Raw genomic sequence first — 26,953 nt, 5'->3', positions numbered from 1 at the left:
CGATGACGACTCGGAATGGTTCCGATTCGACCGGCTCTTCGCGGATCTGATGCGGCACCGGCTCGCCCGCCAGGACCCGCCGCGGCTGCGACGGCGCAGAACCTGCGCACCACCTCGATCGGGCTCTCCATCGGGCTCCCTCCTGCGCAATGATCAGATCATATGTCACGCCCTCCCGCCTCCATGGCCCCAACTGCCGAAGGCACTGAAATGCCGATTGTCGAGCGGAAGGTACTGATCGGACGTCGGTATCGTGGGGCAAGCGCTCGGCGGTGAGTGTCCATGGGAGGAGGGCGTGTATGCCCACGGTGCGGCGTTGTCGCGGAGCCGAGCCAGCCGCCGCCGATAGGTGCGTTCGGGAAGGCCGGCCAGCCGAGCGAATCTCGAAACCGGCAGTCCCGCTGCCGCTCTCAGGGCTTCGAGGTCAGCGAAGGGACCCTGATCCACCAAGCGACAACACCACCCGCACCTTGTCCTCGACCGGAATCTTCAACCGCCGTGACCTCGCCACAGACCGGCTCCTCCCTGGCTCGATGTGCTCGAAGCGTAAACCGAGCAACCCTGCCAGAAGTCTGACGCGGGAAAACGAGATAGACTCGAACATAAGTTCGAATCAAGGGGGTTGGAGATGCGGACGCTACGTCCTGCCGAGATCGCCGGATTGCTGGCCAGCGATATCGTCGCGCACCTGGCCACTATTGACGCGGCCGGATATCCGCACGTCACGCCCATCTGGTTTCTGTGGGATCAGCATGCTTTCCGGCTCACCAGTTGGGCCGGGCGTCCGCATCTGCGGCGGATACGGGCGAATCCGCGGGTCGGATTGGTGATCGATCGGGAGATCGGCAGGCGCGCGGACGGCCAGCGGCCGAACCGCCAGGTCCGGATCATCGGCGACGCCGAGTTGACCATAGACCCGGACGGTGTGTGGACCCAGCGCATCTGGGAGAAGTACGGCGGATCGGCGCTGGATCAGCAGGATCGCGCGCGGGTGCTGATCACCATTACTCCCGATCAGTTCGTCGCCATCGCGAGCGTCTGAGGCGGCGGCGAAAAATCTCGAGAAATCCGTGGCGATAGGTCGAAGGTGTCCGATCGGCTCCGACCAGTGGGTGACAGTAGGTCATCGACAACCCAAGGAGCCCACCATGTCGGTCAACACCTTCCTCTGGTTCGAAAGCAACGCCGAGGAAGCCGCCGCACGCTACACCGCCCTGATCCCCAACTCCCGCATCGTCGAGGTCAACCGCCACCCAGACGGTTCGGCCTTCATCGTGGCCATCGAACTCGACGGCCACGCCTACACCCTGATGAACGGCGGGCCCGGCCACCCGTTCACCGATGCCGCCTCGATCCAGGTCGTCGTCGAAACCCAAGCCGAGGTCGACCAACTCTGGGACGCCCTGGTCGACGGCGGCGAACCCGGCCCGTGCGGCTGGCTGACCGACCGCTACGGGCTGTCCTGGCAGGTGGTTCCCGCCACCCTGCCCACCCTCCTGAACGGTGGGAACCCCACCAAAACCGCCGCGGTCGCCACTGCCCTGCGGTCAATGTCCAAACTCGACGTGAAGGTTCTTCAGGACGCCTACGACCAGGCCTGATGCTCGACTTTGCGCACCGGGCACCCGTCCGAACCTCGACTCACGGGCTGCCCGGTGCACGGCGTCCAACTCCCGATAGATCATCGTGCGCCAGCCGTCGCTCAGGGCGACCGCGTCCAGAACCACGCCTGCCGACCGCAGCTCGGCAGTAGCACTGTCCGACCGCCGCGCCGCGAACCACCGGTCGGCGCGACGGGGTCCGAAGTCCTTGTCCGGCAGTCGACTTCGGCGGCGAGGTACCGCGCCTGCCCGCCACCATGGCATTGCGCGCCCGTCCGGATGTCGCCGCAGCACCGGGGACCGCGGCGACCCGTATCGGTCAGGACGCCGAAACCACCTCCGCGAAGACCGTGTCGAGGTCGCTCGCGGTGACCCCGAACGTCTCCCGGATCGCCGCATCGTCAACGGTGAACTTCCGGTGCGACATGTGATAGGTCTCGAACAACTCGCCCCAGAACGGATCGGTGAGGCCGAGCAGGGTCAGTTCGCGGTCGGACATCTCCGCTAGGCGCGGACTCGGGGCAGCGGCCGCGGCGGCGAAGCGTTCGGCGGCTTCGCGCAGGGTGCTGGTGATGGTCGGGGCGAGCCAGGCACGGCCCCAGGCGTTTTCGCTGCGCGTGACCGCCACCAGGGCGTCGGCGGCATCGCCGATCGCGGTGTAGGCGTGCGGCAGGTCCAGGTTCTGCGGGACCAGAGCGAGTTGGCCCGCGACCACTTTCGGCTGTACGAGCAGCGAGAACACCGAAAAGGCACCGGCGCCGAGGAACTGACCGGCCCTGACCTCGGTGACCCGCACCCGACCCGCATCGTGTGCCGCCTTGGCCTCGAGCCACATCCGGGCGCGCACCTGTCCTTTGTGTCCGGTAGCGGCCAAGGGCGTGTCGTCGGTGACCACGCCGTCTACCGGGCCGTAGCCGTACAGGTTGCCGAGCATCACGTAGTTCGCACCGGTCTGCTCGGCGGCCGACAGTATGGCGCCGAAGAGCGGCGGCACCGCCTCCGGCCAGGTGTGATACGCGGGCGTGGCGGCATTGATGACGGTATCGGCACCCTTGGCGAGGTCGGCGAGCGCGGTCGCGTCGACGGCATCGGCCGCGATGCGCTCGATATCCGGATGCTCCGGACCCGCGCCGCTGCGGCTGATCATCCGCACCCGGTCACCGGATGCGGCCAACCGGACGGCGGTTGCCGAGGCGGTGCCGCCCCGGCCGATGATGACATGCGAAGGCATGCGACTTCCCTTCTCAGACAAGACAATTCACACAATCGACGAGGACTTCGGAGCCGGTTGTCGATCGCGTGCCATCAACATTGCCGGGAGCGGGAGCGCTAGACTAGTGGCCGGTTAGCCATCTATCCCAAGGATTCAGCCATGAAGACCGTGGCCGTCGTCGCCGTCGCGCCGGTGAAGCCGTTCGAACTCGCCATGCCCGGAACCATGCTCGGCACGGTGACGGTGGACGGTGAGCCGTGCTATCGGATGGTTGTCTGCACCGCCGAACCCGGCGTGGTTCCCGGTGCGCTGGGCGGCTTCGATGTCGTGGTACCGCGCGGATTGGATGCGCTCGACGATGCGGATACCGTCATCGTGCCGAGCACCGGCAGTCGCGGCACCGCCGATGCGGCCACCATCGCGGCACTGCGCAAAGCCGTCGAACAAGGCAAGCGCGTCACCTCGATCTGCAGCGGCGCATTCGTATTGGCGCAGGCCGGGCTGTTGTCCGGACGCACCGCCACCACGCACTGGGGTCTGGCCGACGAACTCGCCGCGATGTTCCCGGACGTGACCGTGCGTTCCGACGCCCTGTTCATCGAGGATGGACCGGTGACCACCGCCGCAGGTGCCGCCGCCGGAATCGACCTGTGCCTGCACCTGATTCGCACCGACTACGGTGCGACGGTCGCCAATGCCGCCGCCCGCGCCGCTGTGGTGACACCGGTACGCCCCGGCGGCCAAGCCCAATTCGTCGACTCGCCACTGCCGCCCGAAAACGGCCTGTCACTCTCGGCCACCCGCACCTGGGCCCTGGAACGCCTCGACACTCCCCTATCCCTGGACGATCTGGCCACCCACGCCCGCACCAGCGTGCGCACCCTCACCCGTCGCTTCCACGAGGAAACCGGCCTCAGCCCGCAGAAATGGCTACTGCACCAACGCATTCAGCGCGCCCGCGAACTCCTGGAATCCACCACCCTGCCCATGGACCAGGTCGCCCGCCACAGCGGCATCGGCTCCGCAGAATCCCTGCGCCAACACATGATCCGCCACGTAGGCGTCCCCCCGAGCGCCTACCGCGCCTCCTTCACCCGCACTCCACACCGATCCGCGTAAGCAAACCCCGGGGCGGCCACGCTACACCTGAATGACAGTCAGCCCCGGCACGACAGAGGGAAATCCGGCGTCCTGAGTCACGACCGGCCATCCGTGTGCCATCGCAGTCGCGGCAATCCACGAATCGTTGATCTCCATCTTCGTCCCTGCCGCCTTGAGCCGCTGTCGCAGCAGCGCCCACGCCGCCGCCACACGCTCATCGATCGGAATCGGTTGCAAGCGTTGCGCAGCTGTCAAGGTATCCAGCCTGCGGGAACGGGACTCGTCATCGACGGACATCAGCACACCCCACCGCAACTCAGCGAAGGTGACCACGCTGACTGCCGATTCCTCCGGAAGCAGGCCGATGTCGATGCGGCGGTTACTTTCGTGCGCGATAAATACCGACGTGTCGAGCAGGCCGATGCTCATGCGCTCGCTCACCGCCGCAGACCTGCGGTGTCGTCCGTGGTCTCGGTCAACTCATCCGCAAGCTGATCACGCAGACCTGGATCGGCGAGCGGCAGATCAGCGAAGAATGCCTGCGTCGCCACAGTGGCCGGACGCTCGCGGCGAGGCACCAACAGGGCGACCGGACGCTCGTTGACGGTGACTTCGAGGGTCTCACCCGCCTCGACTCGCCGCAGCACCTCACTGACGTGATTGCGCAGTTCACGCACCGAAACCCGCTCAGGCTGAGACATGAATTCAATGTAGCATTTTTGCTACATTGTGCTACGGCTTATCGGTTCGCAATCTAATAGCACGTGCACGAACCAACTCTCGGGCGGTAGAGGGAACGCCTCGCCCGAGCACTGACTCCGGCCGTGGCCGAGTCTGGACCATTCTGCCGCACCGGCTGGAGCACATCGCATAGCAGATAACGACCTCGCAGACGGTAGAGGTTGTGCGAGGTAGTGACAGCCTGTTTGGGAGGTCAGGCCAGGGCGCGTGTCGGCGTCAACGCGCGTCGACGCGGGCCTTCGGGATTCCCAGGACCGGTAAGGCATGCAGGCCAGGTCCGGGGACGATGCTCGACATGTCGAGCAGTCATCTCATGCCCACGCGGTGGGCCGATATCGCTCAGCGGACCAGCAAGGTGATCGGCATGGTCGGGACAAGAAGCCGATTGGTGCGGGCCGTCACCGTCACCGTCGCTGTGTCGGGGCTGGCTCTCGGCTGCGGTGCGGATCTCGACCAGTCGCCGCCTCCGGGCAAGATCGTATTCGCTGGTGACCGGAACTCGATCTTCGTGATGAATCCCGACGGGACCGGGGTCACCCGCATCAGTTACGGCGCCTGTCCGAGCTTCGCCCCCGATGGCTCGAAAATCGTCGTCGGCGGGTACACGATCGCGGTCATGGATCCCGACGGCAGCAATGTCAGGAAACTCACCCACGGTGCGTCCACCTACCCCACGTTCTCCCCCGACGGCACCAAGATCGCGTTCACGCGTGGTCATATCGTCTACATAATGAATGCCGATGGCGGCGAGCCGAAGCAACTCAACCCCGACCCCGAACCGACCGGCCCCGTCACCAGCATCGACACCCCTTACGGCCCCATCCCCCTGCCAGCCCCTTACTTCCCGGTCGCGAACCCTGATGTCGACGGATCGACGGATCGTCCCGCATTCTCACCGGACGGTTCCAAGATCCTGTTCGCCCCCTCCTCCGGAGTTATCTGGGTGATGGCATCCGACGGAACCGGTGCACGGCCGCTGCTGCCGGACGATCCGAATACCAATCTCGCGCCGGTCTTCACCCCGGACGGAGCCGGGATCGTCTTCACCAGCTATCGCGCTCACAATGGCCGGTCCGGGATCTACGTGGTGGATGTTGATGGTCACAACATCCGACTGCTCAACGACGACGCGGCCTACCCGTCGTTCTCGCCGGACGGCACGAAAATCGTCTACACCCGATTCACCCCTGATCCAGCGTCCGACCAGGGAGCCGAGTTCCAGGAATTCTGGGTGATGAACCGCGATGGCAGCAATCCGCACCGTCTCACCGATCCGAAACAGTCTGCGCAGCACGATGTTTGCGCCAGCTGGGGCAGAGGAACCGATTCGTGATCGGGCCACGGAAGCCGCCGCCCTCTCTGGACAGTCGGAACTCGGTCCGCCCAGATCTACTCGGCGAGCCACACCTCGCCAGCGCCCGCCACGTTCCCGCGGAACGGGCAGCGTACGTCCAGAGCGAAGGACGCCCCGCCTGAGCACTGGCTCGGGCGGGGCGCCTGTCTCGAATTGCGTTAGGGGCGCTCGAATTCGCCACCACTCACGCCAGCGGTGAACGCATCCCACTCGGACGGCGTGAAGACGAGCGCCGGACGGCCGGGGTCCTTCGAATCGCGAACACCTAGGTGCCCCTCGATGAAGGCGACTTCGACGCAGTCCTTGCCTCCACCGCTGCGGCTGCTCTTGAACCACTTCGCCTCGGACACATCAACATTCACGCCATGTACTCCTATCGGTCAGCGGTGCTCGAACTGACCATCGTTCACGCCAGCGGTGAAGGCCGACCACTCGCCCGGGGTGAATACGAGCGCCGGACCGGTCGGGTTCTTGGAGTCGCGGACACCGACCACGCCGCCATCGAGGAACGCAACCTCGACGCATTCCGCACTGGCCCCGCTGCGACTGCTCTTGAACCACCTGGCACCGGATAGATCGATGTTCACCTCAAATGCTCCTTTGCTGCCCGCCGGAGCAGGCTCCTGCTGCTGGCCTCATCCAGCGTGGCTCGCTCGATGGCCTCGTACGCGCCAGCGTACCGCCGCAGGCTGACCGGTTTCTCGATGTACAAATCCCCAGCCAACGTCTCGGCGTACACCACGGTGCGTGCGTCCTCGCCAAACCGCAAGATGATGAAGGACCCGACAGAATCGCCGAGCGGGATGCCCGCCGTGAAAGGAAGTACCTGGACGGTGATGTTGGGGTGGGTGCTCATGTCGGCGACGTGATACAGCTGGGGAGCCATCACCCTGCCACCACCTACTACGCGGCGAATCGCGCCTTCATGAATGATGACCCGGAAGGTAATAGGGTTGACCTTGCGGGTGATGAGGTGTTGGCGCCGCATCTTCAGCTGGACGCGACGCTCGATCTCCTCGGTCGCCTCGAGCGGAAACGCGCTCCGCATGAGCGCACGGGCATAGTCGGGTGTCTGCAACAGGCCAGGGATCAGGTCGGGTTGGTACGTAGCGATCTCTTGGGCAGCGGCCTCCAGCCCTAAGTACATGACAAAGCTGGCTCGGACCGCGTCCTCGTACTCATGCCACCAGTTCTTCGTATTGGCTTGCATAGCAAGCCCTTTCATCGCCTCCGTCTTTTCCTCGTCGAACTCGTACAGTCGGCAGAGCGCCTCGATCTCCAGCGGCTGAAGCTTTTTCGTGATGCCCTTCTCGATCCGCAGCAGGGTCGGGGCCGAGCGGTTGATGTGCTCAGCCGCCGTGGCAAGGCTCATGCCCTGCTCTTCGCGGGCCTCTCGAAGGTACTGGCCGAGCTGACGCTTCGGCAAAGACTGCGGTTCGCCTGTTTCACCCATGCCCATCTCCCCGTCTGTGATGCTTCAATTTGAAGCAGCATCACGGATACATGTAATCCGTACAGGCCTTTTGCAGAACTTCCCGCGAAATTTCAGATCCGTGGCCCCGGGCTGCTTGCTCGGTGGTCTGCTGGATATGTGCCCGGCAGGGACAACGGCCATCTCGTCCTCGAGCAGTCCGCTTCCCCCTGAGGACATCCAGGGATTGCCGGGGCCAGGCGCACAACTACAGCATTCGAGGTCTGGGAGGTCGGCAGATGCCGAACCATGAGCTTCCACAACGAGATCCGTTCATTGGGCCGCCCATTCGCTACGTCGGTGCGTCGGCCGATGTGGTCGAGTTGTTCGCCCACGCGCTTCACGCGTGGGCAGCGCAGATCGCGCCCACCGAGTCGTCCCGCTGCCGGGGTGTCGACTACCTCGGCATCGGGCGGGCCAGTAGCGAGGTGCAGTGATGCGGCGAGATATGTTGCGAACCACCCGAACTCGCGCCGGCGACAAGATTGCGATGTGGCAACTGGTCAGTAGTTCGGCGCGCGTGCTGCGGGTGCAGTTCCCCCGCGAGTCGTTCACCGCACACCGGCTTCCGTCGCGCACCCCACTTCCGGAGGTGCAGCCCGGAACAATCCTGTTCGACGTAAATCCGGATCTGGCCGACGCGCGCGAGTTGCTGCCCGCGCACGACGACCTCTGGGACGTGGTGCGCAATGACTACTGGACCGCGCTGCTGCACGCGGCAGATCTCCCGAACTCGTCGGGGCACAACGCAGATGAATGAGATCCAGTCCCACCCAAACGAAATCTCGCCCGCCGTGGAGACATTGCTCACCGCCTTCCACGAAGACACCGGACGCAAACTCGAACTTGCTCCCACCAATAGCGTCACGCTGTGTCAGCTCGCGGACGGCTCACTATGTGTGGTGGGTGCGGACGGCTGGCTCATCGAGTACGACGACCTGGACGAGACCGACGTAATCGATGCCAATTGCCTTGCCTATGCGCTACGCCCGCTGACTTCCACAGGTAATGTGTTGGCCCGCATCAGTTCTCGGGCGGCAGCGCGATACCGGTCGGCAATCAGACGGACGACAGCCGGGTGCACACCGATCGGCTCGGCAACACCATCGGCTCCAGCCTCGTGCAGACGCTGCTGGAACAGCCCGTGGGCCAGCAGATACGACGCGATGAAGACGCGCTGCGCACCCGACTCACGAAGTTCGGCGACAACTTCCGGAACACGCGGTGCTCCGGTGGCGACATAGCCGATGCGAACCGGGACACCGAGATGTTCGGCCAGCATGTCCGCTGCGCGCCGAACATCTTGGCGCGCACGGGCATCCGATGATCCGGCCGCCGCGAAGACCACCGCATCACCCGGCCGCCATCCGGCCGCACGCAGCCGCATGGCCATAATGCGGGCCAGGGCCGGATCCGGTCCCATCGCCGGCGTGACGGCGACCTCGGGATGACCGCTCTCCGCCACCTCGCGCGGCACATCCTGGTAGACGTGATATCCGGAGGCGAGAAATGCCGGAACCACCACTGCGGGAACCGATTCCCCCTCGGCATCGGTCAGATCGCGCAGCACCTCCGCTGGCGATGGACCGAGTACGTCCACGAAAGCGGTACGCACCCAAGGCTTCTCGGAGGTTTCCAACCCGCGAACGTGTTCGCAACCCGGAGCCGTTATCACGGAAGGCTCGCTACCGCACCCCGAGATCACCGAAGCCTCGGCACCTCGCCCCGAAACCGCGGCGCCGTGCTCCCCCACCCCGCCGGCTGCCATCCCTCTGAGCTCCCGTGTCACCGCCTCGGCGAGCGCGGCGATCATCTGCACACCCCTGGTACTCCTGGTGCCGTGTGCGACCAGGACCAGGGCCGGAGCCGTCACCAGCTCCCCGCCGTCTGGGCGTACCTCGGCGCACGCGCCGGGGTTGCGATACCGGCGACCCGCGGACGTTCGGTAGCCACGGTGCGCGGGAAGTCGTCGGCGCATTCCGCGGCGTCCAGCGCGAGTCGGTAGCCCCGTTTGACCACGGTCTGAATGGCTTTCGGCGTACCCAGCCCCGCGCGCAGCCGCGCGATCGCGGTTTCCACGGCATGGGTGTCGTCACCGCCGCCGGGCAGCGCCGCGAGCAGGTCCTCCCGGGAGACGACCCGGCCGGGCTGCCGTGCCAGCGACCGCATCAGCGCCATCGGCGCCGGTGCGAGCTGACGCACCGAACCGTCGACCACCACGCAGGCACCGCGCACGCTGATCGTATGTCCGGCGGCCTGAATGCGATTGGCGCGCCGCGGCAATTCCTCGGCGACGTGCCGGGCCAGCGCACCGAGCCGGGCGCGTCCCGGCATCGAGGTCGGCACGCCGAGTTCCTCCAGCGGTGCCGCGGTGATCGGTCCGACGCAGGCGGGCAGCACCCGGCCGCGCAGGCTGTGCAGCACACTCTCGAGCAGCCCGGTTTCCTTGGCGCGCATCAACATCGACGCGACGGCGGGCGCACTGGTGAAGGTCACACAGTCCAGGCTGGAGGTGACGACGGCCTCGATGAGCTGGTCCATCGGCCCCTGATCATCCGGCGGCACCCAGCGATACACCGGGACAGCAACGACATCCGCGCCCGCGCAGCGCAATACCTCACAGAAGTCCGGTACCGGCTCCCATTCCGTTGTCGCGCCGTGCAATTGGACCGCGATCCGCACGCCCTCCACGCCCTCGGCGAGCAGATGGTCGAGCACCTCCGCGGAGGATTCCGAGGCCGGAGACCACTCCTCGCGCAGTTCGGCGGCGCGGATGGCGCCCTTGGCCTTCGGTCCGCGCGCCAGCATCCTGGTCGCGCCCAGCGTCGTGCGCAGATCCTCGGCGATGCCCCAGCCCTCGGCCGCTTCCATCCAACCGCGGAAGCCGATGCCGGTGGTGGCGACCACCAGTTGCGGTGGATCGGCGACGATCTCGCGGGTCACCCGCTCCAGCTCGTTGTCATCGGCCAGCGGAATGATCCGGATCGCGGGGGCCGCGACGATACCGGCACCCCGTCGAACGAGCAGCGTAGCGAACTCATCGGCCCGCCTGGCCGCGGTGACGCCGACCGTGAATCCGGCCAGGCAGGCGCCCGTATCGATTGTTGTCATGCCGATCCACCGTCCGTGGCGTCGAGTCCGGCGGCAACCGGCTCATTGGATACCGAAACGATGCCGTCGTCGACGCACACCGCATAAACCGGCAGCGCTGCCGAATCGTCGTCCAGGCAGCGCCCGTCCAACAGCGAGAAGGCCTGCTTCAGCAGCGGCGACGCGACGACGGGGAGCCCGCCGCGATCGCCGACGATCCCGCGCGACATGACCGCCGCCCGGCCGATCGGATCGATATTGCCGACGGCGTACAGAGTGCCGTCGGTCAGCAGGAACAGCGCGGCTTGGCGGCCGCGTTTCAGCAACACCGCAACGCCGCGGCCGGGGATCAGGTAGTCGAGTCGGCACGCCTGCGTCCAACCCGAGGGGGATGGCAAGTCGGCGGAGCCGACGGGGTGGGTAAACACAGTGGTAGCTGTGGCTATGCCGGTGGTGTCCATCACGGTCATCGGTGTCATCCTCCAAACGCCTTACCCATTGGTACCGGCGCCCTGTTTCTTCGGGGTTAAGCGGCTATTGCCCGCGTGTGGCGACCGGGACGTCCGGCATGCCCAACAAGACGGGCACCTTCCGTTCCCCGCTCTCATCGAACGAAATGGTCGGATCGGCCGCTTCGGGGGCATTGACAAAGGACACGAAGCGCGACAACTTCTGCTCGTCGTCGAGCACCGCGGCCCATTCGTCGCGATAGCCAGCGACATGCTGAGCCATGGCCGCCTCCAGATCGTCGGCGATGCCGAGACTGTCCTCGCAGATGACCTGCTTCAGGTAGTCGATACCGCCCTCGAGCGATTCCTGCCACGGCGCGGTGCGCTGCAACCGGTCGGCGGTGCGCACGTAGAACATCAGGTACCGGTCGATGTACTTGATCAGCGTCTCGTCATCGAGATCACCGGCGAGCAGTACCGCATGCTTCGGGGTCAGACCGCCGTTGCCGCCGACGTACAGGTTCCAGCCGTGCTCGGTCGCGATGACGCCGACGTCCTTGCCACGGGCCTCGGCGCATTCCCTGGCGCAGCCCGAGACGGCCAACTTCAGCTTGTGCGGCGAGCGCAGGCCGCGGTAGCGCTTCTCCAGCAGTACCGCCATGCCGACCGAATCCTGCTGGCCGTAGCGGCACCAGGTGGAACCGACGCAGCTCTTCACGGTGCGCAGCGATTTGCCGTAGGCGTGGCCGGACTCCATGCCCACATCCACCAGCCGCTTCCAGATCAGCGGCAGCTGTTCGACCCGCGCGCCGAACAGGTCGATCCGCTGACCGCCGGTGACCTTGACGTAGAGGTCGAATTCCTTGGCGATCTGGCCGATGGTGATCAGCTGATCCGCAGTGACCTCACCGCCGGGCATCCGCGGCACCACCGAATAGGTGCCGTTCTTCTGCATATTCGCCAGGAAGTGGTCATTGGTGTCCTGCAGCGCGGCCTGTTCGCCGTCGAGGATGTGCTCGCTCGAGGTCGAGGCCAGGATGGAGGCGACCGTCGGCTTGCAGATATCGCAGCCGGTGCCCTTGCCGTGCTTGGCGATCAGGGCGGAGAAGGTGCGAATGCCGGTGACCTGGACGATCTGGAACAGCTCGGCGCGCGACTGCGAGAAGTGCTCGCACAGCGCCTTGGACATCTGCACACCGGACTGCTCGAGCAGCTTCTTGAGCATGGGCACGCAGCCGCCGCAGGAGGTACCCGCGGACGTGCACTTCTTGATGCCCGGGATATCGCAGGCACCCTCGTCGATGGCCCCGCAGATCGCGCCCTTGGAAACGTTGTTGCAGGAGCAGATCTGGGCGTCGTCGGGCAGCGAATCGGCCCCGAGTTCGGCACCCGCCGGGGAGATCAGCGCGGCGGGCTCGGCGGGCAGCGGACGCCCGACCAGCGGACGCAGCGCCGAGTACGCGGTCGCATCGCCGACCAGGATGCCGCCGAGGAGGGTCTGCGCGTCATCGGAGACAACGAGTTTCGCGTAGGTGCCCTTTGCGGCATCGTGCAGCACCACCGATAGCGCGCCCTCGGTGCTCCCGTGCGCGTCACCGAAGCTGGCCACGTCGACACCGAGCAGCTTCAGCTTGGTCGACATATCCGCGCCGGGGAATTCACCAGCGCCACCGAGCAATCGGTCCGCGACGATCTCGGCGGTGGTGTATCCCGGAGCGACCAGGCCGTAGCAAACGCCTTCCACCGCGGCGCATTCGCCGATCGCGTAGATATTCGGATCCGAGGTCCGCAGACCCAGATCGGTAATGATGCCGCCGCGCGGACCGACCTCGATGCCGCTGTCGCGGGCGATCTGGTCGCGCGGGCGGACACCGGCGGAGAAGACCACGAGTCCGGCCTTGATCACCGACTCGTCGGAGAGCGTAATCGTCAGGCGCTCAGCCGTTTCCGCCGCCGGATCGGCTTCGACCGATGCGGTGCCGACACCGGTGTGCACGTGCAGTCCGAGGTCGGTGACCAGCTTCTCCAGGATGGCGCCGCCGCCCTCGTCGACCTGGGCGGGCATCAGGCGGGCATTGAACTCGACCACATGCGGTGTCATGCCGAGCAGCCGCAGCGCGTTGGCCGCCTCCAGTCCGAGCAGACCACCACCGACGACCACGCCGACCGCACCGGGTCCGGCCGCGGCGGCGGCCGCGCGGATGCCGTCGAGGTCATCGATGGTCCGGTAGACGAAGCATTCCGGCTGATCGTGGCCGGGCACCGGCGGCACGAAGGGGTATGAGCCGGTCGCCAGCACCAGCGCGTCGTAGGCGATGATGTCGCCCGCCGACGTGGTGACCTTGCGGGCCTCCCGGTCGATGGTCTGCGCGGCCTGACCGAGCCGCAACTCGACGAGGTCGTCACCGGCGTACTCATTACCGGGCAGGGCGAGCGCGCTGGCTTCCCAGTTGCCGACGTAGGACGAGAGTCCGACGCGGTCGTAGGCGGGCAGCTTTTCCTCACTGAGGATGACCACCTGCCACTGACCGGCCTCATCGCGGGACCGCAGCGCCTCCACGAATCGGTGCCCGACCATGCCGTGGCCGACGACCACGGCGGTCTTGCGCAGGGTGGGGTCGACTGTCGAGTTCATGACTGTCCTCCGTTGATGGTTCGGCGTCAGGCTCGGGCCGACGGGCTGGTGGACTGGGATGTGGTGCCGACGGATTCGGCTTCGAGCACGAGTGCCTCGGCCTCGACGACGACCTCGGAGTCGATGGCGATGCGCGGGCGGCGCAGGAACACCACATAGGTGACTGCGGCGCAGGCCACGTAGAAGGCCATGAAGACCCAGAATGCGGTGGTCGCGGATTTGGTTGCGGCGTATGAGGAGCGCAGCATCAGGTTGATTCCGACGCCGCCGAGCGCACCGATCGCGCCGACGAAACCGATGAGCGCGCCGGAGGTGTTCTGCGACCATGCGGCCCGGTCGGCCGGACTCGCGTCCAGGCTCTTGGATTTGGCGTCGAAGACCGACGGGATGATCTTGGTGACCGCCCCGTTGCCGATGCCCGATACGACGAACAGTGCGATGAATCCGACCACCAGCGCGACCATCGCGGCACCGCTCGGCACGCCGCCGCTGCGGTCACCGGCGGCGCTCGCCACGGCCACCAACACCGCGGCGGCGGTCATCGCGGCGAAGGTGTACATGGCGACCCGGCTGCCGCCGATCCGGTCGGCCAACTTGCCGCCGTACGGGCGGGCCAGTGAACCGAGCAGCGGACCGATGAACGCGATCTGCGCGGCGTGCAGTGCGGCCTGCGCGACGGTGTCACCACCGGCCTTGAAGCTGATCTGCAGCACCTGGCCGAAGGCGAAGCTGTAGCCGATGAACGAACCGAAGGTGCCGATGTAGAGGAAGGCGATCGCCCAGGACTGCGGCACCTTGAGCGCGGTGATCATGTAGGACAGATCAGCCTTCTGGTTGCGCAGGTTGTCCATGTACAGCGCGGCGCCGACACCTGCCAGTGCCACGAGCACGAGGTAGACCGCGCAGATCAGCGAGGCGTAGCCATTGCCGAGGGTGGCGATGACCAGCAGGCCGACCAACTGGACGACGGGTACGCCGATATTTCCGCCGCCCGCGTTCAGGCCGAGCGCCCAACCCTTCAACCGCTGCGGGTAGAAGGCGTTGATATTGGTCATCGAGGAGGCGAAGTTGCCGCCACCGAATCCGGCGAAGGCCGCGACGATCAGGAAGGTCGTGTACGAGGTGCCCGGCTGGTTGATGAAGTACAGCGTGAGCAGCGTCGGAACGAGCAGCAGCAGCGCACTGAAGATGGTCCAGTTGCGGCCGCCGAAACGCGCCGTGGCGACGGTGTACGGAATCCGCAGCACCGCACCCACCAGGGTCGGCATGGCGACGAGGAAGAACTTGCCCGCCGGATCGATGCCGAATTTATCGGTGGGCATGAACAGCACCATGACCGACCAGATGGACCACACCGAGAAACCGACATGCTCTGCGAAAACAGACCAGATCAGATTGCGCTTGGCAATGTCCTTGCCACCGGCCTCCCAGGCCGCGACGTCTTCGGCATCCCAATGCTCGATGTTGTGGTTACGCGTGAGCGTGCTCAACAGGGGCCTCCCAAAATCGGTTAGCCCCACGGTAGGAAACGGGTATTGCCGAAATGCTGCCCAGAATGACCGTCAAATCAACGGTTGCTCACGATTACCGGTGACCCCGGGTGAGTTTCAACAAAATGTTTCGGGCACGTGACACAGCGGTTTCCGCGCGTCACAAACACCGCCGACTTCTCGATCAGCGGCCGGTGAGGTGTGACGCGCGCTCCCCCGCCTCCCCGGACCTCATGCCGGTCGTGAGTACCTCTGTTGTCCCGCTGCGGGCCGGCGGTTCGGTGCTACCCAGTTCTGGGCGTACCCGATGAGTTACCCATGTCCTTACGAAATCTGTTGTCACGGCGGGATCGGCCAGCTCAGAATGCTCGCCATCGCACAACGATGCAACTCGAGCGGTGAGATCCGCGACTGCGCCGTTATTTCCAGGTGTCTTCGAGCATGCGCGGTTTGCATGCCTGCCAGGCACCGGCGAGCAGCACCAGCACCGCGACGACGAGCATCGCGAACGGCGCGGCCCAGCCGTCGGTCGCGCTGTGCAGCATGCCGAACAGCACCGGACCGATGCAGGCCACCGCGTATCCGACGCCCTGGGTGAAACCCGACAGGGCGGCCGAGCCCTGCTGGGTCCTGGTGCGCATATTGATCAGCGTCAGCGCCATCGGAAAGGTGCTCGGACCGAGTCCGAGCAGGACGACCCACAGCAGGGTCGCGGTCATCGGCGCGATCAGCAGTCCGGCGAACGCGGTGAAAAAGAAGACGGCGCAACCGACTACGAAGGGGAAGGGGTTATGGAATCGCGCGACGATCGTCGGTGCGGTGAATGCCGACACCAGACCGACCAGCGCGAACAGCCCGACCATGGTCCCGCCGTACCCGGCGCTCGCGCCAGCTTCGGACAGGATCTTCGGCAGCCAGGTGAATATCGAGTAGGTGGTCAGCGAGGTCATACCGAACATGCCCGCCATACCCCAAGCCACCGGCGAACGCCAGACCTTGCCCTTGGGCTCCTGCACCCGCGTCGGCACAGCGGTGCGGTCGACGCGATCGTGGCCCCGACGGTCCCGCAGCACACCGATCCACGGCAGTGCGGCCGCGAAGCCGAGCACCGCCCACAGCCCCAACGAGATCCGCCAGCCGTGTGCCTCGGCAACGGGCACCGCGATCAGCGCGGGCACCACGGTGCCGAGCTGGACCATGGTGATGTACAGCGAGCTGACCACCGCGAGCCGGTCCGAAAAGTACCGCTTGACCAGTGGCGGGATCACCACATTGCCGATGCCCATGCCGCCGAGGGCCAGCCCGGAGAAGATCAGCAGTTCGGCGGTGCCGCCGACCAGAGACCGGACCAGCATGCCGAATCCGGCCAGCAACATCGCGACCAGTGCGGTGCGCTCCAGCCCGAGTCTGCGCACGAACAGCGGGGTGAGCAGACCCGAAACCGCGAACATCAGGGTCGGGATCATGCCGAAGACACCGACGACGGCGGTCGAGTACCCGATATCGGCGCCGATGCGCTCGGCGAGCGGAGAGAATGCGGTGACGGCGACCCGGAGGGTGAGCGCGGACATCACAATGGCGGCGAGTACGAGCGCTCGCCCTTCCGTCAGCGCACGTTTACGCCGCTCGACCCGGGCGTATTCCGGGCGGGTCGCAGTTTCCGAGAGAGTCGCAGTCACGGCAAAATCATAGGATGACCCGATGATGGGAGGCGAGGATTTGTGATGGACGGTACTCTGTTGCCGTGCAACCCGTCCGGCGGACCAGCCTCATTGCCCAGGTAACCGAGCAGCTGCGTGCCGAAATTCGCTCCGGCCGTTGGCCGATCGGCTCCCGCATCCCCACCGAACCGGAGCTCACCGAGCTCACCGGAACCGGTCGAAACACGGTTCGCGAAGCGGTTCAGGCCCTCGTCCATGCCGGGATGCTGGAACGTCGCCAAGGGTCGGGCACCTATGTCATCGCCGCCTCGGAGGTCGGTGGCACGCTCGCGAAGTACTTCGCCGATGCGGAGGAACGCGATGTCCTCGAGCTGCGCATGGCACTGGACACCAATGCCGCCGCACTGGCCGCGCGCCGCCGCGACGAGGGCGATATCGCGAATCTGCAACGGCTGCTGGAGGAACGCAGCCAACAGCGTTGGGACATGGACAATCTCGCGGCCATCGAGGCCGATGTGGAATTGCACCGCGCGATCGTCGTCGCCAGTCACAACGCGGTATATCTGGAGTTCTACGATTCGCTGCTGCCCATTATCGAGCAGGGGATCCGCGCCCGGACCGCAAAATCCGACGACGCCTACGATGCCGAGCACATTGAATTGGTGCAGGCCGTCATCGATGGCAATCCGGAGCAAGCCGCCCAGGCCGCGCGCTGCTTCCTCGGCTCGCTCATCGCGGAGTATCCGGACCGGTAAATCCTGGTCGGATGACCGAAAGATCCCGCCGATCACTAGGTAACCAACTGGTCACCGAGCGACGTCCCCGTGTGTGAGTCGGATTTGCCGCGAACGTCATCGAGCGCCATTCACCCGCAACAACCGGCTCCTACCTTTGTCTCGACCGCAGCTCGGCAACCCACCGAGCCAGATCGAGAGGAAGCCGATGACCGCCGCAGTAGCTGCCACCGGCCAGCAGTCGGACACCCCAGCATTCACACACCAGACAAAGGGGCGCTGGTTGGAGCACTGGGAGCCCGACAACACCGAATTCTGGGAATCGGGCGGCAAACTCACCGCTCGCAAGAACCTGATCTTCTCCGTCTTCGCCGAGAATCTCGGCTTCAGCGTATGGGTCATCTGGGGCACCGTGGTGACCAGCATGGGCCTGGCGGGATTCGACTTCCTCGCCGGACTCGGCAAGGGCAACCCGACCGCGGTCAGCAACGCCCTGCTGCTGACCTCCACTCCGACGCTTGTCGGTGCGGCACTGCGCATTCCGTACACCTTTGCCATTCCGAAGTTCGGCGGGCGCGCGTTCACGGCATTCAGTGCGGCCATGCTGCTCATCCCGACGCTGGGCCTGGCCTACTTCGTCAACCACCCGGGCACCCCCATGTGGGTGTTCATGATCCTGGCCGCACTGGCCGGCGTCGGCGGCGGCAACTTCTCGTCCTCGATGGCCAATATCTCGTTCTTCTTCCCGGAAGGGAAAAAGGGTGCGGCCCTTGGCATCAACGCCGCCGGTGGCAATCTCGGCGTCGCGCAGACCCAGCTGGTGCTGCCGCTGCTGATCACGCTCGGCACGCACATCATGGCCAAGGACGCGGCGGGCTACCGCTTCGGCATCACGCTGTCGGTGCTGGTCTGGATCCCGTTCATCCTGGTCGCCCTGGTCGGGGCACTGCGCTACATGGACAGCATCAGCACGGCCAAGGCCGACGGCAAGTCCTACCGGCTGGCGCTGACCAATAGGCACACCTGGGTGATGTCGTTCCTCTACATCGGCACCTTCGGTTCGTTCATCGGCTTCTCCTTCGCCTTCCCGACCCTGATCAAGGCCAACTTCCCCGATCTGGCCAAGATCGGCTGGATCACCACACTCGGCAACCTCGCCTTCCTCGGCGCACTGGTCGGCTCGTTCAGCCGTCCGTTCGGCGGCTGGATCTCCGATAAGGTCGGCGGCGCCAAGATCACCATCTATGTCTTCAGCGGTATGGCGGTCGCCTGCGTGCTGATCATGGCCGGATTGAAGGCGAAGAGCTTCCCGCTCTACCTGGTCGCATTCCTGCTGCTGTTCGTCCTGACCGGCATCGGCAATGGTTCGACCTACCGGATGATCCCGTCCATCTTCAACGCCGAAGCCAAGAAGTACGCCTCCGAACACGGCCTCGACCTCACCGACGCGAGGGCCTCGGCCAAGCGGCAGGCCGGTGCCGCGATCGGTGTCATCGGTGCGATCGGCGCCTCCGGCGGCTATCTGCTCCAGCAGGCACTTCGCTTGTCCAACATCAACTTCCACAGCATGAACCCGGCATTCTGGGCCTACACCGGAGCCTTCCTGGTCATGGCCGCGGTCACCTGGTTCTTCTACCTGCGGTCCTCGTTCGCCGTATCCCGCGTCCCCTCGCTGGCCTACGCCAACGTGTAACCGCCTGCGCCGCCTGCCTTTCGGCCGGAACCCCCGATCGGCAGGCCCGGTGCGGTTGAGCCCGACACCCCCTGCGGGCCTGCAGCCGCGCCACAGATAGATCCGAATGCCGCTCCGGGAAAGTCCTCCGGTGCGGCATTCGGCTTTTTCGCGAACTTCAGGCGGAGTTCTGCCGCGTTGTTCGACCCCGAGTCGGGCTCGGTCCGCGAATCCCATTGCTATGGTTGGTATCACGCCGAGCGGGCATGCGGCGTAAGGGGGCACTGCGCATTGGATATTTCCAAGGGGCCGGGGGAACCGGTGTTCCGGGCCGCGAGGCTGGCGGATCTCGACGATATCGCTCAGCTCGAACGAGAACACTTCGGCGACCTGTGCTACCAGTACGTCGTACTGCGTCAATTGTTCGATCTACACGGATCGGAGTGGGTGGTGGCGGAGGTCGGCGGCAGCGTCTGTGGATATGCGCTCGTCGGAGTCGGCAACCGGCGGCGCGGTTGGGTAATCGGCCTGGCGGTCGCGCCGAAATACCGACACCGCGGCGTCGGGCGGGCGTTACTGGAACGAGCCGTATCCAGCTGTCGCAGCGCCCTGGCGGATTCGGTGTATCTCACCGTGCGGCCGACCGATCAGCGCGCGGTAAACCTGTACAAGACTTCAGGATTCCGCTGGGCCGGGCACGAAGGACGATACTTCGGCGATGGCGAACCGCGCGATGTGCTGGTGCACACCATCGAACGCCAGCCGCTCGGCGCACCGTTCCCCGGACCCGACGACAAGCGCTGGCTCAAGGGCGGCCGCGCGCCCGATTGATAGTCGAATTCCGTTGGTATGGTGGGTATCACGTCGCTATCGACGGCAGCACCCCGGGGGAATTACAACATGACCGAATACGCCGGCCTGTCACAGCTTCCACATGCGATTATGTCGATCACGACACTGATCGACCGGCACGCCGACCGCTACTATGCGGAAGAGGTTGCCGAACACTTCGACCGGACCAGGCCCGAATCCGAACGACCTTCCGAACAATTTCTCCTCGACCTCTTCAACGACCACGTCGAAAAGTTGCTCGACTATGAGGAGGCCAAGAAGATTCCGCAGCGCCGGGACAGTCTGGTGTTCGCCCACATCTACACGGCGGCCGAACGGCCCACGGCCGACGGCGACGACTCGGAGCACCCTCCGATCGCAGTGCTGACCGCACTGCTGGCGGCCGAATTCGAATTCCGCGGCCCGCGGCGACTGAGCCGGATTCAGAACATGCGTCTCGCCGAAACGTACGAGGACCTCGGCCGGAGCCTGATCGCATCGGCTCTGCCCGAACACGCCGCGCTGGCATTCAAACGCGCCGTGGGCCTGCACCGGCTCGAGGAGGATTTCGACGCACAGGACCGCTGCGGGCTCGCGCTGGCGCAGGCCCGCCGCCGCTCCATCTCCCCGACCTGGCGCCGAATCCCGTATTGGACCTTGGAAGTGTTGTGCGGCTATGGTTTTCGGCCGTTCCGACTGCTCTTCTGGATCGCTGCGATCCTGCTGATCGGCACGGTGGTGCTACGCCTGACCGATAGCCTGCCGATCGCGACGACGCTGCACATGTGCCTGATCAACTACCTCAACCCGCTGGGCCGGGGCGACCTCGACGACGTCAAGGGTGCCGGGCGCACCCTGCTGATCATCGAGGCCTACTGCGGGCTCGTATTCAACTCGCTGTTCTTCGCACTACTGGTGCGGCGATGGTTCCGTATCTGATACCGCCCCTCCCCTAGTCGGGGGAGTAGTCCTTGGTCTCGGCCCTGCGCTGCGCCGCATCCAGGGCCGCCACCAGTACCCGGTTGCGCACCTGGTCGATCAACCCCTGTCGGTCCGCGGTGAAGTCGGGGTCTTCCTGCAACTGCGCCCACAGCACCCGCAGGGGCCGGGGCGTGTGTGCGCCGGGCACCCACAGATGTGCCAAATGGTGTAGTACAGGCGCCAGCACCGCCACCGACTCGTCGCTGCCCGGGTCGAATAGATCGGACTGCACCAGGGCTGCCGCGATGACGGTCAGCAGCCAGTCGTGCACCGCGAGATCCTCACAGAACCACTGCGCCTGCGCCAGCTCATCCTCGTCGCGCACGGTGAGCAGCACCGTGCGAACAGTATCGTTCTGCAACCGGAAGGCCACCCGCGGCCGTTCCACGGCATCGATGCGCACCGCCCAGCGCAGCTGTGTCGTCCCCGTCTGCAGGGGTACGTTCTGATCGAGATGAGGATTCATGCGGACGCGGCCGAGCAGCCGGTTGACGATCGACGCCAGATCGAGGGTGCCGGCCGGTGCGGCGCCGGCCGCCAGGAAGCCCTCGGCGAGCCGGACACCGGTCTCGGCGTTGACCTTGGAGATCACCTCTATCACCCCGGGGTTGCTCAGATAATGAGACCAGTTCCGGCGCTGATCGTTCCCGGCCCGCACCACACTGGACCATGCCGAACTCTGCAGCACCCGCCCACCGACGACAACCGCACGGGTCGCGACCGTCCCGATTCCGCGCACGCTCGGGTGCGCCGGAGCGGCCAGCAGGCAATCCACTCCCTCCGCGACGGTCGGCGAGACGGCCAGCGACATCGGCCGCTCCCGCCACAGCATCGGGCGACCCGGCATCAGCTCGAGCAGCCCCTCCAGATCATCGCGCGACCACGGGGTGGCGGCGGGTAGCAGACAGGTGTCGATCTGCCCCAGCGCGATCAGCGGGCCGGAGGGGCGCACCGGCATACGCGGCTGCCCCTCGGCGGCGCGGACGAGTAATCGCACGGCCCGCGCGCGCCGCCGCTCCCGATCGAGTGGCGTCGCGCGAACCGCACGTATCCGGCGTGCGGCCGTCGCATTCGATTCGGTCACCTCAGGACCCATCCAGCAGGAAATGGGTGAGGCGCTCGGTCACCTTGGGCGGCACGATGATTCCCTCTTCCAGGCCCCGCTCGACGATCTGCTCGATCACCTCGGCATCGAGCTGGACATGGTCCAGGATTACCCGCACCGCATGCTCGATACCCAAATATCGCTGCGGTAGCAGTGATAGGGAACGGTAGGCGGCAAAGGGTTTCGCCCGCGGATTCAGCTGCAGCACCGCAGGCATCTCCCACCACCGGGTCGGCCACCCGTCGCTCGGCTGCCACAGCTGCGGTTCGACCACCGGCTGTCCGTTGAAGCGCAGCATTCCCAGGCGCAGCAATTGCCAGATCGAGGCGAGGTACGGACAGGACCATTTGATGGATACCTCGTCACGCCCGTTCACCTTCCGAACGTACGAACTCCACATCTGGACATCCAGAAAAATAGAATGCTCGCGACGACCGAACTCCTCGGGTGGCACATAGGGTTCGTCGTGCAACGCTTGCCCCCCGGAATCATCGGAGGCACGGCGACCATTGCACAACCAACCGGATTCAGCGGTCGGCGGCCTGCGACCGTTCGAGCCTTCGGGCGGCTCGGCCACGATGCGCGACCGGACCATCTCGGCCAACTTGATGCGCGGTGTGCTCGCGGCACTGTCACCCGTTTCCGGGATCTCCCAGCATCCCGCCTCGCGGGCGAGGTAATCGATGGTCAGGCCGCACTCGTCTGCGTTGCGAAGCAACTTGTCCAGAATCTCGGCCGGGTCGGTGTCGGACCGAAAATAGTCGTCGATAAGAAAGCAGGTGCTGACCCTGGCCCGCGGTCCGAATTCGTCCTTCGCGGACTCGGTGAATGCCCGGACCAACGGAACGATCCGGCGAAACTGTGCCCGAATCCTTTCCTCGCCATTGCTGAGGTCGTTCATGTAGAAATGTCCCACCTCGATGGATAAATGGGACAGCGGTACCTTGGCGACCCGCGTGCGCTCGGTCGCCTCGATGTAGCCCGGGACATTATCCACTGTGCTCGAAATCCCTTTCCAGGATGTTGTTCTCGAGAGCCGTCGGTTCAGACTGGCTTCCAGCTCGCGGGATCGAGCACGCGATCGGCTAGCTTTTCGAAAGCCTCGACGGTCGCCCGGTTGGCGATTTTCCTATCCACATCGATATCCAGAATCAGCTGCTCGCGCCATTGCAGGATCGGTTCAACCGGTGTCTCCCCGAGCAGCGCGCTCCCGCCGACCTTGTTCGACAGTGCCAGGCGCTTCAGTTCGGCGTGCTGCTCGTGCAGCCACGCGGCCTGCGGCCCTGATCCCTCGGTCTCATCGTTCAGAACCGGCACCGCGGTGCGTATATATCGGACCTGTTTCAGTAACGCACCCCGATCGTGCCCGACCCCCTCGCCGCCGTCCAATAAGCCATGGTCGCCGCGCACCAATCCGTGCGCCGCGATGATGTGCTGGCGGGTCCACCGATAAAATACCAACCAGCGCACCATCCGTTCGGCGAGCTGCGGTAGCGCGGTCGCCTTCAGCGCGAGCTCCATGGCCACCGAGCGACCCGCGCTGAGGTCGACGATGCACACATCGAAGCTCTGATCCACCTCTAACAGCAACTGGGCGCATTTCGCAACGATGCTGTTGTCGATCTGCTTGAACTCCGCGCCACCGGAATCACCGGGCAATAGGACCAGCTTGCCTGTCCTGGTTCGCAATTTGCGCAGCTGGTGACGATCGGTGCTGTCCCGCACGTCGATTCGGGTGGCGACCCCGGTTTTCCCCTGCAGATACGAATGCAGCCCCGCTTTGTCGGGGACCCCACGCTCCGCGCCGCTGATCTCGAACAACGCACCCGCGGTCGGCGAACCGAAGTCGAAGTCCAGATAGGCGACTCGCTTACCCTTGACGCACATGCGGTAGCCCAGATTGCAGCTGGTTACCGAACGGCCGGTGCCGCCCTTATCCGAAGTCGCGAACACGATCATGTGCTCAGGTTCCTGGTCGCGTCGCGGCGCCCGGTCGCCAGACCGTCGAGTTCGCGCAGGGCATCGAGGGTATGTACGAGCGTCGTCGCGGCATCCTCGCGAATCTGCTGCCTGGCCTCGTCGATATGTTCCTCGACGCGGTCGAGCGTCTTACGCCGGGGCGATTTGTCATCGATGCTGACGCCGAGCATTTCCTGATGGAACCGGTGCTCGGCGGTATTCAGGGTGACCCGCGCGACCGTCTGCAATTCGGTCCAATTGGGCGGTGGTTCCCGATAGGTCCGATCCGCGGCCACCAGGCACTCGACCACTCGCTCGGTCATATACCAAGAAGGTTCGGTCACCGTCGGGTCGCCATTGACGCCGAATACGCCCGCCGGATCGTCCCACAACCCCGCCGCGCCCGCCCGGAGCATGCGCCGATCGAGATGCTGCATCGCCAATTTGGACAATTCCATCAGTTTGTCGCGGGCCGCGACATTGTTGGACAACCGGGCCGCCTGCAGCATTCGCTTGAGCAGCACCGCCGAGAAGTCCGAAACCTCCCACTGCAGCACCGGACCGCTATCGACCGCCTCGCTGCCCCGCAGCGTCAGCCGCACCCCGGGTGTGTGCAGCTGAACAGCCGGATCGTCCCCGGCGGCTCGACGGATGATTCGGCCACGCCCGGCCAACTCGTCGAAAATGGCCACCGCCCTCGTCAGATCGTCGTCGGAAGCGGTGCGGGCAACGAGGTCCTGGATCAGCACGGCCGACACGATGAGACTGAAGTAGTCCGACTGCTCACCGTCGGAAGTCCGCCATGGAATGTCCTCCAATGGCCAACCGCCCGATCCGAATCGCGCGATCGTGGACCAGTAGCGCTGGGTCAGCTCCCAGCGGGTACGCAACGCCTGGGCCAACCGATGCTGGGTCTCGTCCAGCAGGCCGAGCTCACCGGTACGCGGCGAGACCAGGTCATTGATGCCGTCCAGCGCGACGATCGTAAAGTAGAGATAGGGGCGCGGATCGGCGATTCCCGTTTGGCCTCCGATGTTTTCGGTGACGAACTTGACGGGGCTGGCATCGCGGGCGATACCCCAGCTCCAGCCGCATTCGAACAGTAGGGTCTCGTCCTCGAGCTCCTTGACCGTCTCTTCCTGGCCAAGGGTGACATCGCTGCGCAGTCGTGCCCTGACCCGTGACAAGCTGCTGCGCACACCCTGGAGCAGGGCATCCTCGGACATGCCGGTCTGATTCAGCATGCCGAGCATCGCTTGTCCCTCAGGGGATTTCGGCCGCACCGTATTGACGACGAAGCTACGGACCAGGCCCGTCATGGCAGCGGTGAGTCGCGTGCTCAGCTGGCCGGACAACTCCTTGATCCGGTCTTTCAGCCGCCCGAGCGCAGTACGCTCGAAGGAGCGAAGGAAACGCAGACCCGCCATGCAGACGGTCAGTGACATCGAATACGAGTCGACAACCTCGATCTTGCGCTGTTCCTCAGTGGGTTCGCGCTTTTCACCGGAACGCAGATAACTACCCGCCGAAAAGTTCGGCTGTCCGTCCTCGCGCGTATTGTGCTCGATGTACTCCTCGAGCAGCGACACTATGAAGGTGCCGATTTGCTTCGGATCGCCCAGCTTGCCGCCGAGGACCGAAACGACGTCTTCCTCCATGCGACCCGGTTCGTCGAGAGCGAAGGTCTCGATCTCGGTTGCGGGATAGAGCAGGCAGAGCAACTGCTCGGAATCGCTGATGGAATTGGCCGGCATAACACCGTCCCAGCGCCAGGACTTCTCATCCCAGCACGCATCGACCAGCGCCCGCCACACATCCAGAATCTGTTGCCTCGGTTGGATTCTCACCTGCCACCGTCCTCACCCCATGTCGCAGGCGGCGCTCATCCACCTCGCTGCTGCGAACGTCAAAATAACACGGGCACCACCGCAATGCGGCCCCACAAAAGTCCCATTCCGGTATCCCCAAACCAACTGCCCGGTATTTCCGAAATAGAACAACTATTTTCGGAGCACGGGCAACCACGGAGCATTCGGCGGCCCGCAGAGCTTGAAGTGACCGCCGAATCCAATGGCGGTTGTCAGAGCATAGAGCAACCCGTTCGACACATGGCCGGAATCGGATCACTGGACAGTTGCCAGTGTTCACTGGTCGTCAGAGCATCAGTCGAACCATATCCGCGGTGCGCGCCAACCCGGGAAATGCGTCCGGGGTGGATCGCGGATGCAACGCATGCACTGCAAGCCGAAACATAACCGCGCGCAACAACATCTGCGGCCATTCGGGGAGATCGGACCAGCGCTCGAGCAGACCGTCGTCGGCACCACCCCACGCGAGTGCGTCGATGACGATGACACCGGCGGCCCATGGCGCCGGTCGCCAATACGGCGTGATGTCGGTAAGACCGGGAGTGAATACTCCGGCGAACAGAACGGTGCCGAACAGATCCCCGTGGACCAGTTGGGAAGGTGTTCGGACCGGTTTGCGCAACGTCGCCAATTGGCCGATGAGTTCCAAACTGCGCTGACCGTCCGGCGAGGTCGCGGACGGCGTCCCGCCTGCGTGCAGACTGCGCAGCGGTACCGCCTCCCAGGCGGCGCGGTCGGCGGCTACGAATACATCCACATCCACCCAGGGCGCGGTCGGCGGCTGGACCAGGAAGCGCGGACGTTCGAGTTGGGCGGTGGCCTGATGCAGTCGCAGCGATACCGAGACGACTTCGTCGTGCCGCGGCTCCGGCACACCCTCCAGATATGTGTCTGCGCGCCAACCGGATACGACATAGCGGCCGTCGGTGGCACGCACCGGGCGAGCCAGGCGTAGACCGTCCACCTTCAGGGTTTCGCGAGTCTTCGCCGACCATGC

Annotated in this window: 27 protein-coding genes; 10 read left to right on the top strand and 17 right to left on the bottom strand. The window is 65.3% G+C overall.

What is annotated here, in order from left to right; genetic code table 11:
- Window positions 1–628 precede the first annotated feature (628 nt).
- Window positions 629–1,042, top strand: a complete 414-nt coding sequence (locus ABZW16_RS32985) for a pyridoxamine 5'-phosphate oxidase family protein (RefSeq protein ID WP_354960011.1) — start codon at window positions 629–631, stop codon at window positions 1,040–1,042.
- A 106-nt stretch (window positions 1,043–1,148) separates the two neighbouring features.
- Window positions 1,149–1,601: a VOC family protein gene (locus ABZW16_RS32980; RefSeq protein ID WP_354960010.1), complete on the top strand. Its 453-nt coding sequence runs from the start codon at window positions 1,149–1,151 to the stop codon at window positions 1,599–1,601.
- 319 nt (window positions 1,602–1,920) lie between these two features.
- Here ABZW16_RS32980 and ABZW16_RS32975 read toward each other — a convergent pair whose 3' ends face one another.
- Window positions 1,921–2,832, bottom strand: coding sequence for an NAD-dependent epimerase (locus ABZW16_RS32975; RefSeq protein WP_354960009.1), 912 nt, complete (start codon window positions 2,830–2,832; stop codon window positions 1,921–1,923).
- A gap of 141 nt (window positions 2,833–2,973) precedes the next feature.
- On the opposite strand from ABZW16_RS32975, the gene ABZW16_RS32970 reads away from it, so the two are divergent.
- Window positions 2,974–3,933 carry a helix-turn-helix domain-containing protein gene (locus ABZW16_RS32970; RefSeq protein WP_354960008.1) on the top strand — a complete coding sequence of 320 codons (960 nt, stop codon included), beginning with the start codon at window positions 2,974–2,976 and terminating at the stop codon, window positions 3,931–3,933.
- A 21-nt stretch (window positions 3,934–3,954) separates the two neighbouring features.
- Here the strand turns inward: ABZW16_RS32970 and ABZW16_RS32965 are convergent, their stop codons facing one another.
- Window positions 3,955–4,356, bottom strand: a complete 402-nt coding sequence (locus tag ABZW16_RS32965; RefSeq protein ID WP_354960007.1) for a type II toxin-antitoxin system VapC family toxin — start codon at window positions 4,354–4,356, stop codon at window positions 3,955–3,957.
- On the bottom strand, window positions 4,353–4,616 hold the full coding sequence (locus ABZW16_RS32960) for a type II toxin-antitoxin system prevent-host-death family antitoxin (RefSeq protein WP_354960006.1): 264 nt from the start codon (window positions 4,614–4,616) through the stop codon (window positions 4,353–4,355). The genes ABZW16_RS32965 and ABZW16_RS32960 overlap by 4 nt, the downstream gene beginning before the upstream one ends.
- A gap of 335 nt (window positions 4,617–4,951) precedes the next feature.
- On the opposite strand from ABZW16_RS32960, the gene ABZW16_RS32955 reads away from it, so the two are divergent.
- Window positions 4,952–5,989 (top strand): hypothetical protein, encoded by a 1,038-nt coding sequence (locus tag ABZW16_RS32955; protein WP_354960005.1) that lies wholly within the window; start codon window positions 4,952–4,954, stop codon window positions 5,987–5,989.
- A 179-nt stretch (window positions 5,990–6,168) separates the two neighbouring features.
- Here the strand turns inward: ABZW16_RS32955 and ABZW16_RS32950 are convergent, their stop codons facing one another.
- Genes ABZW16_RS32950 through ABZW16_RS32940 form a run of 3 tightly spaced genes read right to left on the bottom strand, consistent with a single transcriptional unit; the run spans window position 6,169 to window position 7,463 of the window.
- Window positions 6,169–6,372, bottom strand: coding sequence for a DUF397 domain-containing protein (locus ABZW16_RS32950; RefSeq protein WP_354960004.1), 204 nt, complete (start codon window positions 6,370–6,372; stop codon window positions 6,169–6,171).
- 18 nt (window positions 6,373–6,390) lie between these two features.
- Complete coding sequence (locus ABZW16_RS32945; protein ID WP_354960003.1) at window positions 6,391–6,597, bottom strand: DUF397 domain-containing protein; 207 nt, start codon at window positions 6,595–6,597, stop codon at window positions 6,391–6,393.
- The gene (locus ABZW16_RS32940; protein ID WP_354960002.1) at window positions 6,594–7,463 is read right to left on the bottom strand and encodes a helix-turn-helix transcriptional regulator; all 870 of its coding nucleotides are present in this window, start codon (window positions 7,461–7,463) and stop codon (window positions 6,594–6,596) included. Before ABZW16_RS32940 ends, ABZW16_RS32945 begins: the two co-directional genes overlap by 4 nt.
- A 257-nt stretch (window positions 7,464–7,720) precedes the next feature.
- Here ABZW16_RS32940 and ABZW16_RS32935 point away from each other — a divergent pair, with 257 nt between their 5' ends.
- Window positions 7,721–7,918 carry a hypothetical protein gene (locus tag ABZW16_RS32935; protein ID WP_354960001.1) on the top strand — a complete coding sequence of 66 codons (198 nt, stop codon included), beginning with the start codon at window positions 7,721–7,723 and terminating at the stop codon, window positions 7,916–7,918.
- On the top strand, window positions 7,918–8,241 hold the full coding sequence (locus ABZW16_RS32930) for a hypothetical protein (RefSeq protein WP_354960000.1): 324 nt from the start codon (window positions 7,918–7,920) through the stop codon (window positions 8,239–8,241). The genes ABZW16_RS32935 and ABZW16_RS32930 overlap by 1 nt, the downstream gene beginning before the upstream one ends.
- Window positions 8,242–8,457: 216 nt before the next feature.
- On the opposite strand, the gene ABZW16_RS32925 is transcribed toward ABZW16_RS32930, so the two are convergent.
- The 6 genes from ABZW16_RS32925 to ABZW16_RS32900 form a co-directional block, all read right to left on the bottom strand.
- The gene (locus ABZW16_RS32925; protein WP_354959999.1) at window positions 8,458–9,354 is read right to left on the bottom strand and encodes a CbiX/SirB N-terminal domain-containing protein; all 897 of its coding nucleotides are present in this window, start codon (window positions 9,352–9,354) and stop codon (window positions 8,458–8,460) included.
- On the bottom strand, window positions 9,351–10,592 hold the full coding sequence (locus ABZW16_RS32920) for a uroporphyrinogen-III synthase (protein WP_354959998.1): 1,242 nt from the start codon (window positions 10,590–10,592) through the stop codon (window positions 9,351–9,353). The genes ABZW16_RS32925 and ABZW16_RS32920 overlap by 4 nt, the downstream gene beginning before the upstream one ends.
- On the bottom strand, window positions 10,589–11,041 hold the full coding sequence (gene nirD, locus ABZW16_RS32915) for a nitrite reductase small subunit NirD (protein ID WP_354959997.1): 453 nt from the start codon (window positions 11,039–11,041) through the stop codon (window positions 10,589–10,591). The genes ABZW16_RS32920 and nirD overlap by 4 nt, the downstream gene beginning before the upstream one ends.
- A gap of 64 nt (window positions 11,042–11,105) precedes the next feature.
- The gene (gene nirB, locus ABZW16_RS32910; RefSeq protein WP_354959996.1) at window positions 11,106–13,655 is read right to left on the bottom strand and encodes a nitrite reductase large subunit NirB; all 2,550 of its coding nucleotides are present in this window, start codon (window positions 13,653–13,655) and stop codon (window positions 11,106–11,108) included.
- Window positions 13,656–13,681: 26 nt separating this feature from the next.
- Entirely contained in the window at window positions 13,682–15,145 is a 1,464-nt protein-coding gene (locus tag ABZW16_RS32905; protein WP_354959995.1) for a nitrate/nitrite transporter, read from the bottom strand.
- Window positions 15,146–15,564: 419 nt separating this feature from the next.
- Window positions 15,565–16,824, bottom strand: a complete 1,260-nt coding sequence (locus ABZW16_RS32900) for an MFS transporter (RefSeq protein ID WP_354959994.1) — start codon at window positions 16,822–16,824, stop codon at window positions 15,565–15,567.
- A 65-nt stretch (window positions 16,825–16,889) separates the two neighbouring features.
- Here ABZW16_RS32900 and ABZW16_RS32895 point away from each other — a divergent pair, with 65 nt between their 5' ends.
- The 4 genes from ABZW16_RS32895 (at window position 16,890) to ABZW16_RS32880 (ending at window position 20,982) form a co-directional block, all read left to right on the top strand.
- Complete coding sequence (locus ABZW16_RS32895; RefSeq protein ID WP_354959993.1) at window positions 16,890–17,561, top strand: FadR/GntR family transcriptional regulator; 672 nt, start codon at window positions 16,890–16,892, stop codon at window positions 17,559–17,561.
- 187 nt (window positions 17,562–17,748) lie between these two features.
- A complete protein-coding gene (locus ABZW16_RS32890; RefSeq protein WP_354959992.1) occupies window positions 17,749–19,233 on the top strand; it encodes a nitrate/nitrite transporter in 1,485 nt (494 codons plus the stop codon).
- Window positions 19,234–19,503: 270 nt separating this feature from the next.
- Window positions 19,504–20,043, top strand: coding sequence for an N-acetyltransferase (locus ABZW16_RS32885; RefSeq protein WP_354959991.1), 540 nt, complete (start codon window positions 19,504–19,506; stop codon window positions 20,041–20,043).
- Window positions 20,044–20,112: 69 nt separating this feature from the next.
- Entirely contained in the window at window positions 20,113–20,982 is an 870-nt protein-coding gene (locus tag ABZW16_RS32880) for a hypothetical protein (protein ID WP_354959990.1), read from the top strand.
- A gap of 13 nt (window positions 20,983–20,995) precedes the next feature.
- Here ABZW16_RS32880 and ABZW16_RS32875 read toward each other — a convergent pair whose 3' ends face one another.
- The 5 genes from ABZW16_RS32875 to ABZW16_RS32855 form a co-directional block, all read right to left on the bottom strand.
- Entirely contained in the window at window positions 20,996–22,108 is a 1,113-nt protein-coding gene (locus tag ABZW16_RS32875) for an SCO2521 family protein (RefSeq protein WP_354959989.1), read from the bottom strand.
- A gap of 1 nt (window position 22,109) precedes the next feature.
- Window positions 22,110–23,126 carry an SCO2522 family protein gene (locus ABZW16_RS32870; protein WP_354959988.1) on the bottom strand — a complete coding sequence of 339 codons (1,017 nt, stop codon included), beginning with the start codon at window positions 23,124–23,126 and terminating at the stop codon, window positions 22,110–22,112.
- Window positions 23,127–23,173: 47 nt separating this feature from the next.
- Window positions 23,174–24,088, bottom strand: a complete 915-nt coding sequence (locus ABZW16_RS32865) for an SCO2523 family variant P-loop protein (protein WP_354959987.1) — start codon at window positions 24,086–24,088, stop codon at window positions 23,174–23,176.
- Window positions 24,085–25,935: an SCO2524 family protein gene (locus ABZW16_RS32860; RefSeq protein ID WP_354959986.1), complete on the bottom strand. Its 1,851-nt coding sequence runs from the start codon at window positions 25,933–25,935 to the stop codon at window positions 24,085–24,087. The genes ABZW16_RS32865 and ABZW16_RS32860 overlap by 4 nt, the downstream gene beginning before the upstream one ends.
- Window positions 25,936–26,242: 307 nt before the next feature.
- Window positions 26,243–26,953, bottom strand: a 711-nt coding sequence (locus ABZW16_RS32855) for a TIGR02569 family protein (RefSeq protein ID WP_354959985.1), incomplete at its 5' end; no start/stop codon positions are given.

It is taken from the genome of Nocardia sp. NPDC004604 (assembly GCF_040609795.1).
Taxonomy (GTDB): Bacteria; Actinomycetota; Actinomycetes; order Mycobacteriales; family Mycobacteriaceae; genus Nocardia.
The sequence above is the reverse complement of the archived record's forward strand: the minus strand, read 5'-3'. Positions and strand labels throughout refer to the sequence as shown.

Bases quoted from the DNA above. Each gene is read 5' to 3' on its own strand.
- ABZW16_RS32985 (WP_354960011.1), top strand. From the start codon at position 629: ATGCGGACGCTACGTCCTGCCGAGATCGCCGGATTGCTGGCCAGCGAT.
- ABZW16_RS32980 (WP_354960010.1), top strand. From the start codon at position 1,149: ATGTCGGTCAACACCTTCCTCTGGTTCGAAAGCAACGCCGAGGAAGCC.
- ABZW16_RS32975 (WP_354960009.1), bottom strand. From the start codon at position 2,832: ATGCCTTCGCATGTCATCATCGGCCGGGGCGGCACCGCCTCGGCAACC.
- ABZW16_RS32970 (WP_354960008.1), top strand. From the start codon at position 2,974: ATGAAGACCGTGGCCGTCGTCGCCGTCGCGCCGGTGAAGCCGTTCGAA.
- ABZW16_RS32960 (WP_354960006.1), bottom strand. From the start codon at position 4,616: ATGTCTCAGCCTGAGCGGGTTTCGGTGCGTGAACTGCGCAATCACGTC.
- ABZW16_RS32955 (WP_354960005.1), top strand. From the start codon at position 4,952: ATGTCGAGCAGTCATCTCATGCCCACGCGGTGGGCCGATATCGCTCAG.
- ABZW16_RS32940 (WP_354960002.1), bottom strand. From the start codon at position 7,463: ATGGGTGAAACAGGCGAACCGCAGTCTTTGCCGAAGCGTCAGCTCGGC.
- ABZW16_RS32935 (WP_354960001.1), top strand. From the start codon at position 7,721: ATGCCGAACCATGAGCTTCCACAACGAGATCCGTTCATTGGGCCGCCC.
- ABZW16_RS32930 (WP_354960000.1), top strand. From the start codon at position 7,918: ATGCGGCGAGATATGTTGCGAACCACCCGAACTCGCGCCGGCGACAAG.
- ABZW16_RS32920 (WP_354959998.1), bottom strand. From the start codon at position 10,592: ATGACAACAATCGATACGGGCGCCTGCCTGGCCGGATTCACGGTCGGC.
- nirD (WP_354959997.1), bottom strand. From the start codon at position 11,041: ATGACCGTGATGGACACCACCGGCATAGCCACAGCTACCACTGTGTTT.
- nirB (WP_354959996.1), bottom strand. From the start codon at position 13,655: ATGAACTCGACAGTCGACCCCACCCTGCGCAAGACCGCCGTGGTCGTC.
- ABZW16_RS32890 (WP_354959992.1), top strand. From the start codon at position 17,749: ATGACCGCCGCAGTAGCTGCCACCGGCCAGCAGTCGGACACCCCAGCA.
- ABZW16_RS32880 (WP_354959990.1), top strand. From the start codon at position 20,113: ATGACCGAATACGCCGGCCTGTCACAGCTTCCACATGCGATTATGTCG.
- ABZW16_RS32865 (WP_354959987.1), bottom strand. From the start codon at position 24,088: ATGATCGTGTTCGCGACTTCGGATAAGGGCGGCACCGGCCGTTCGGTA.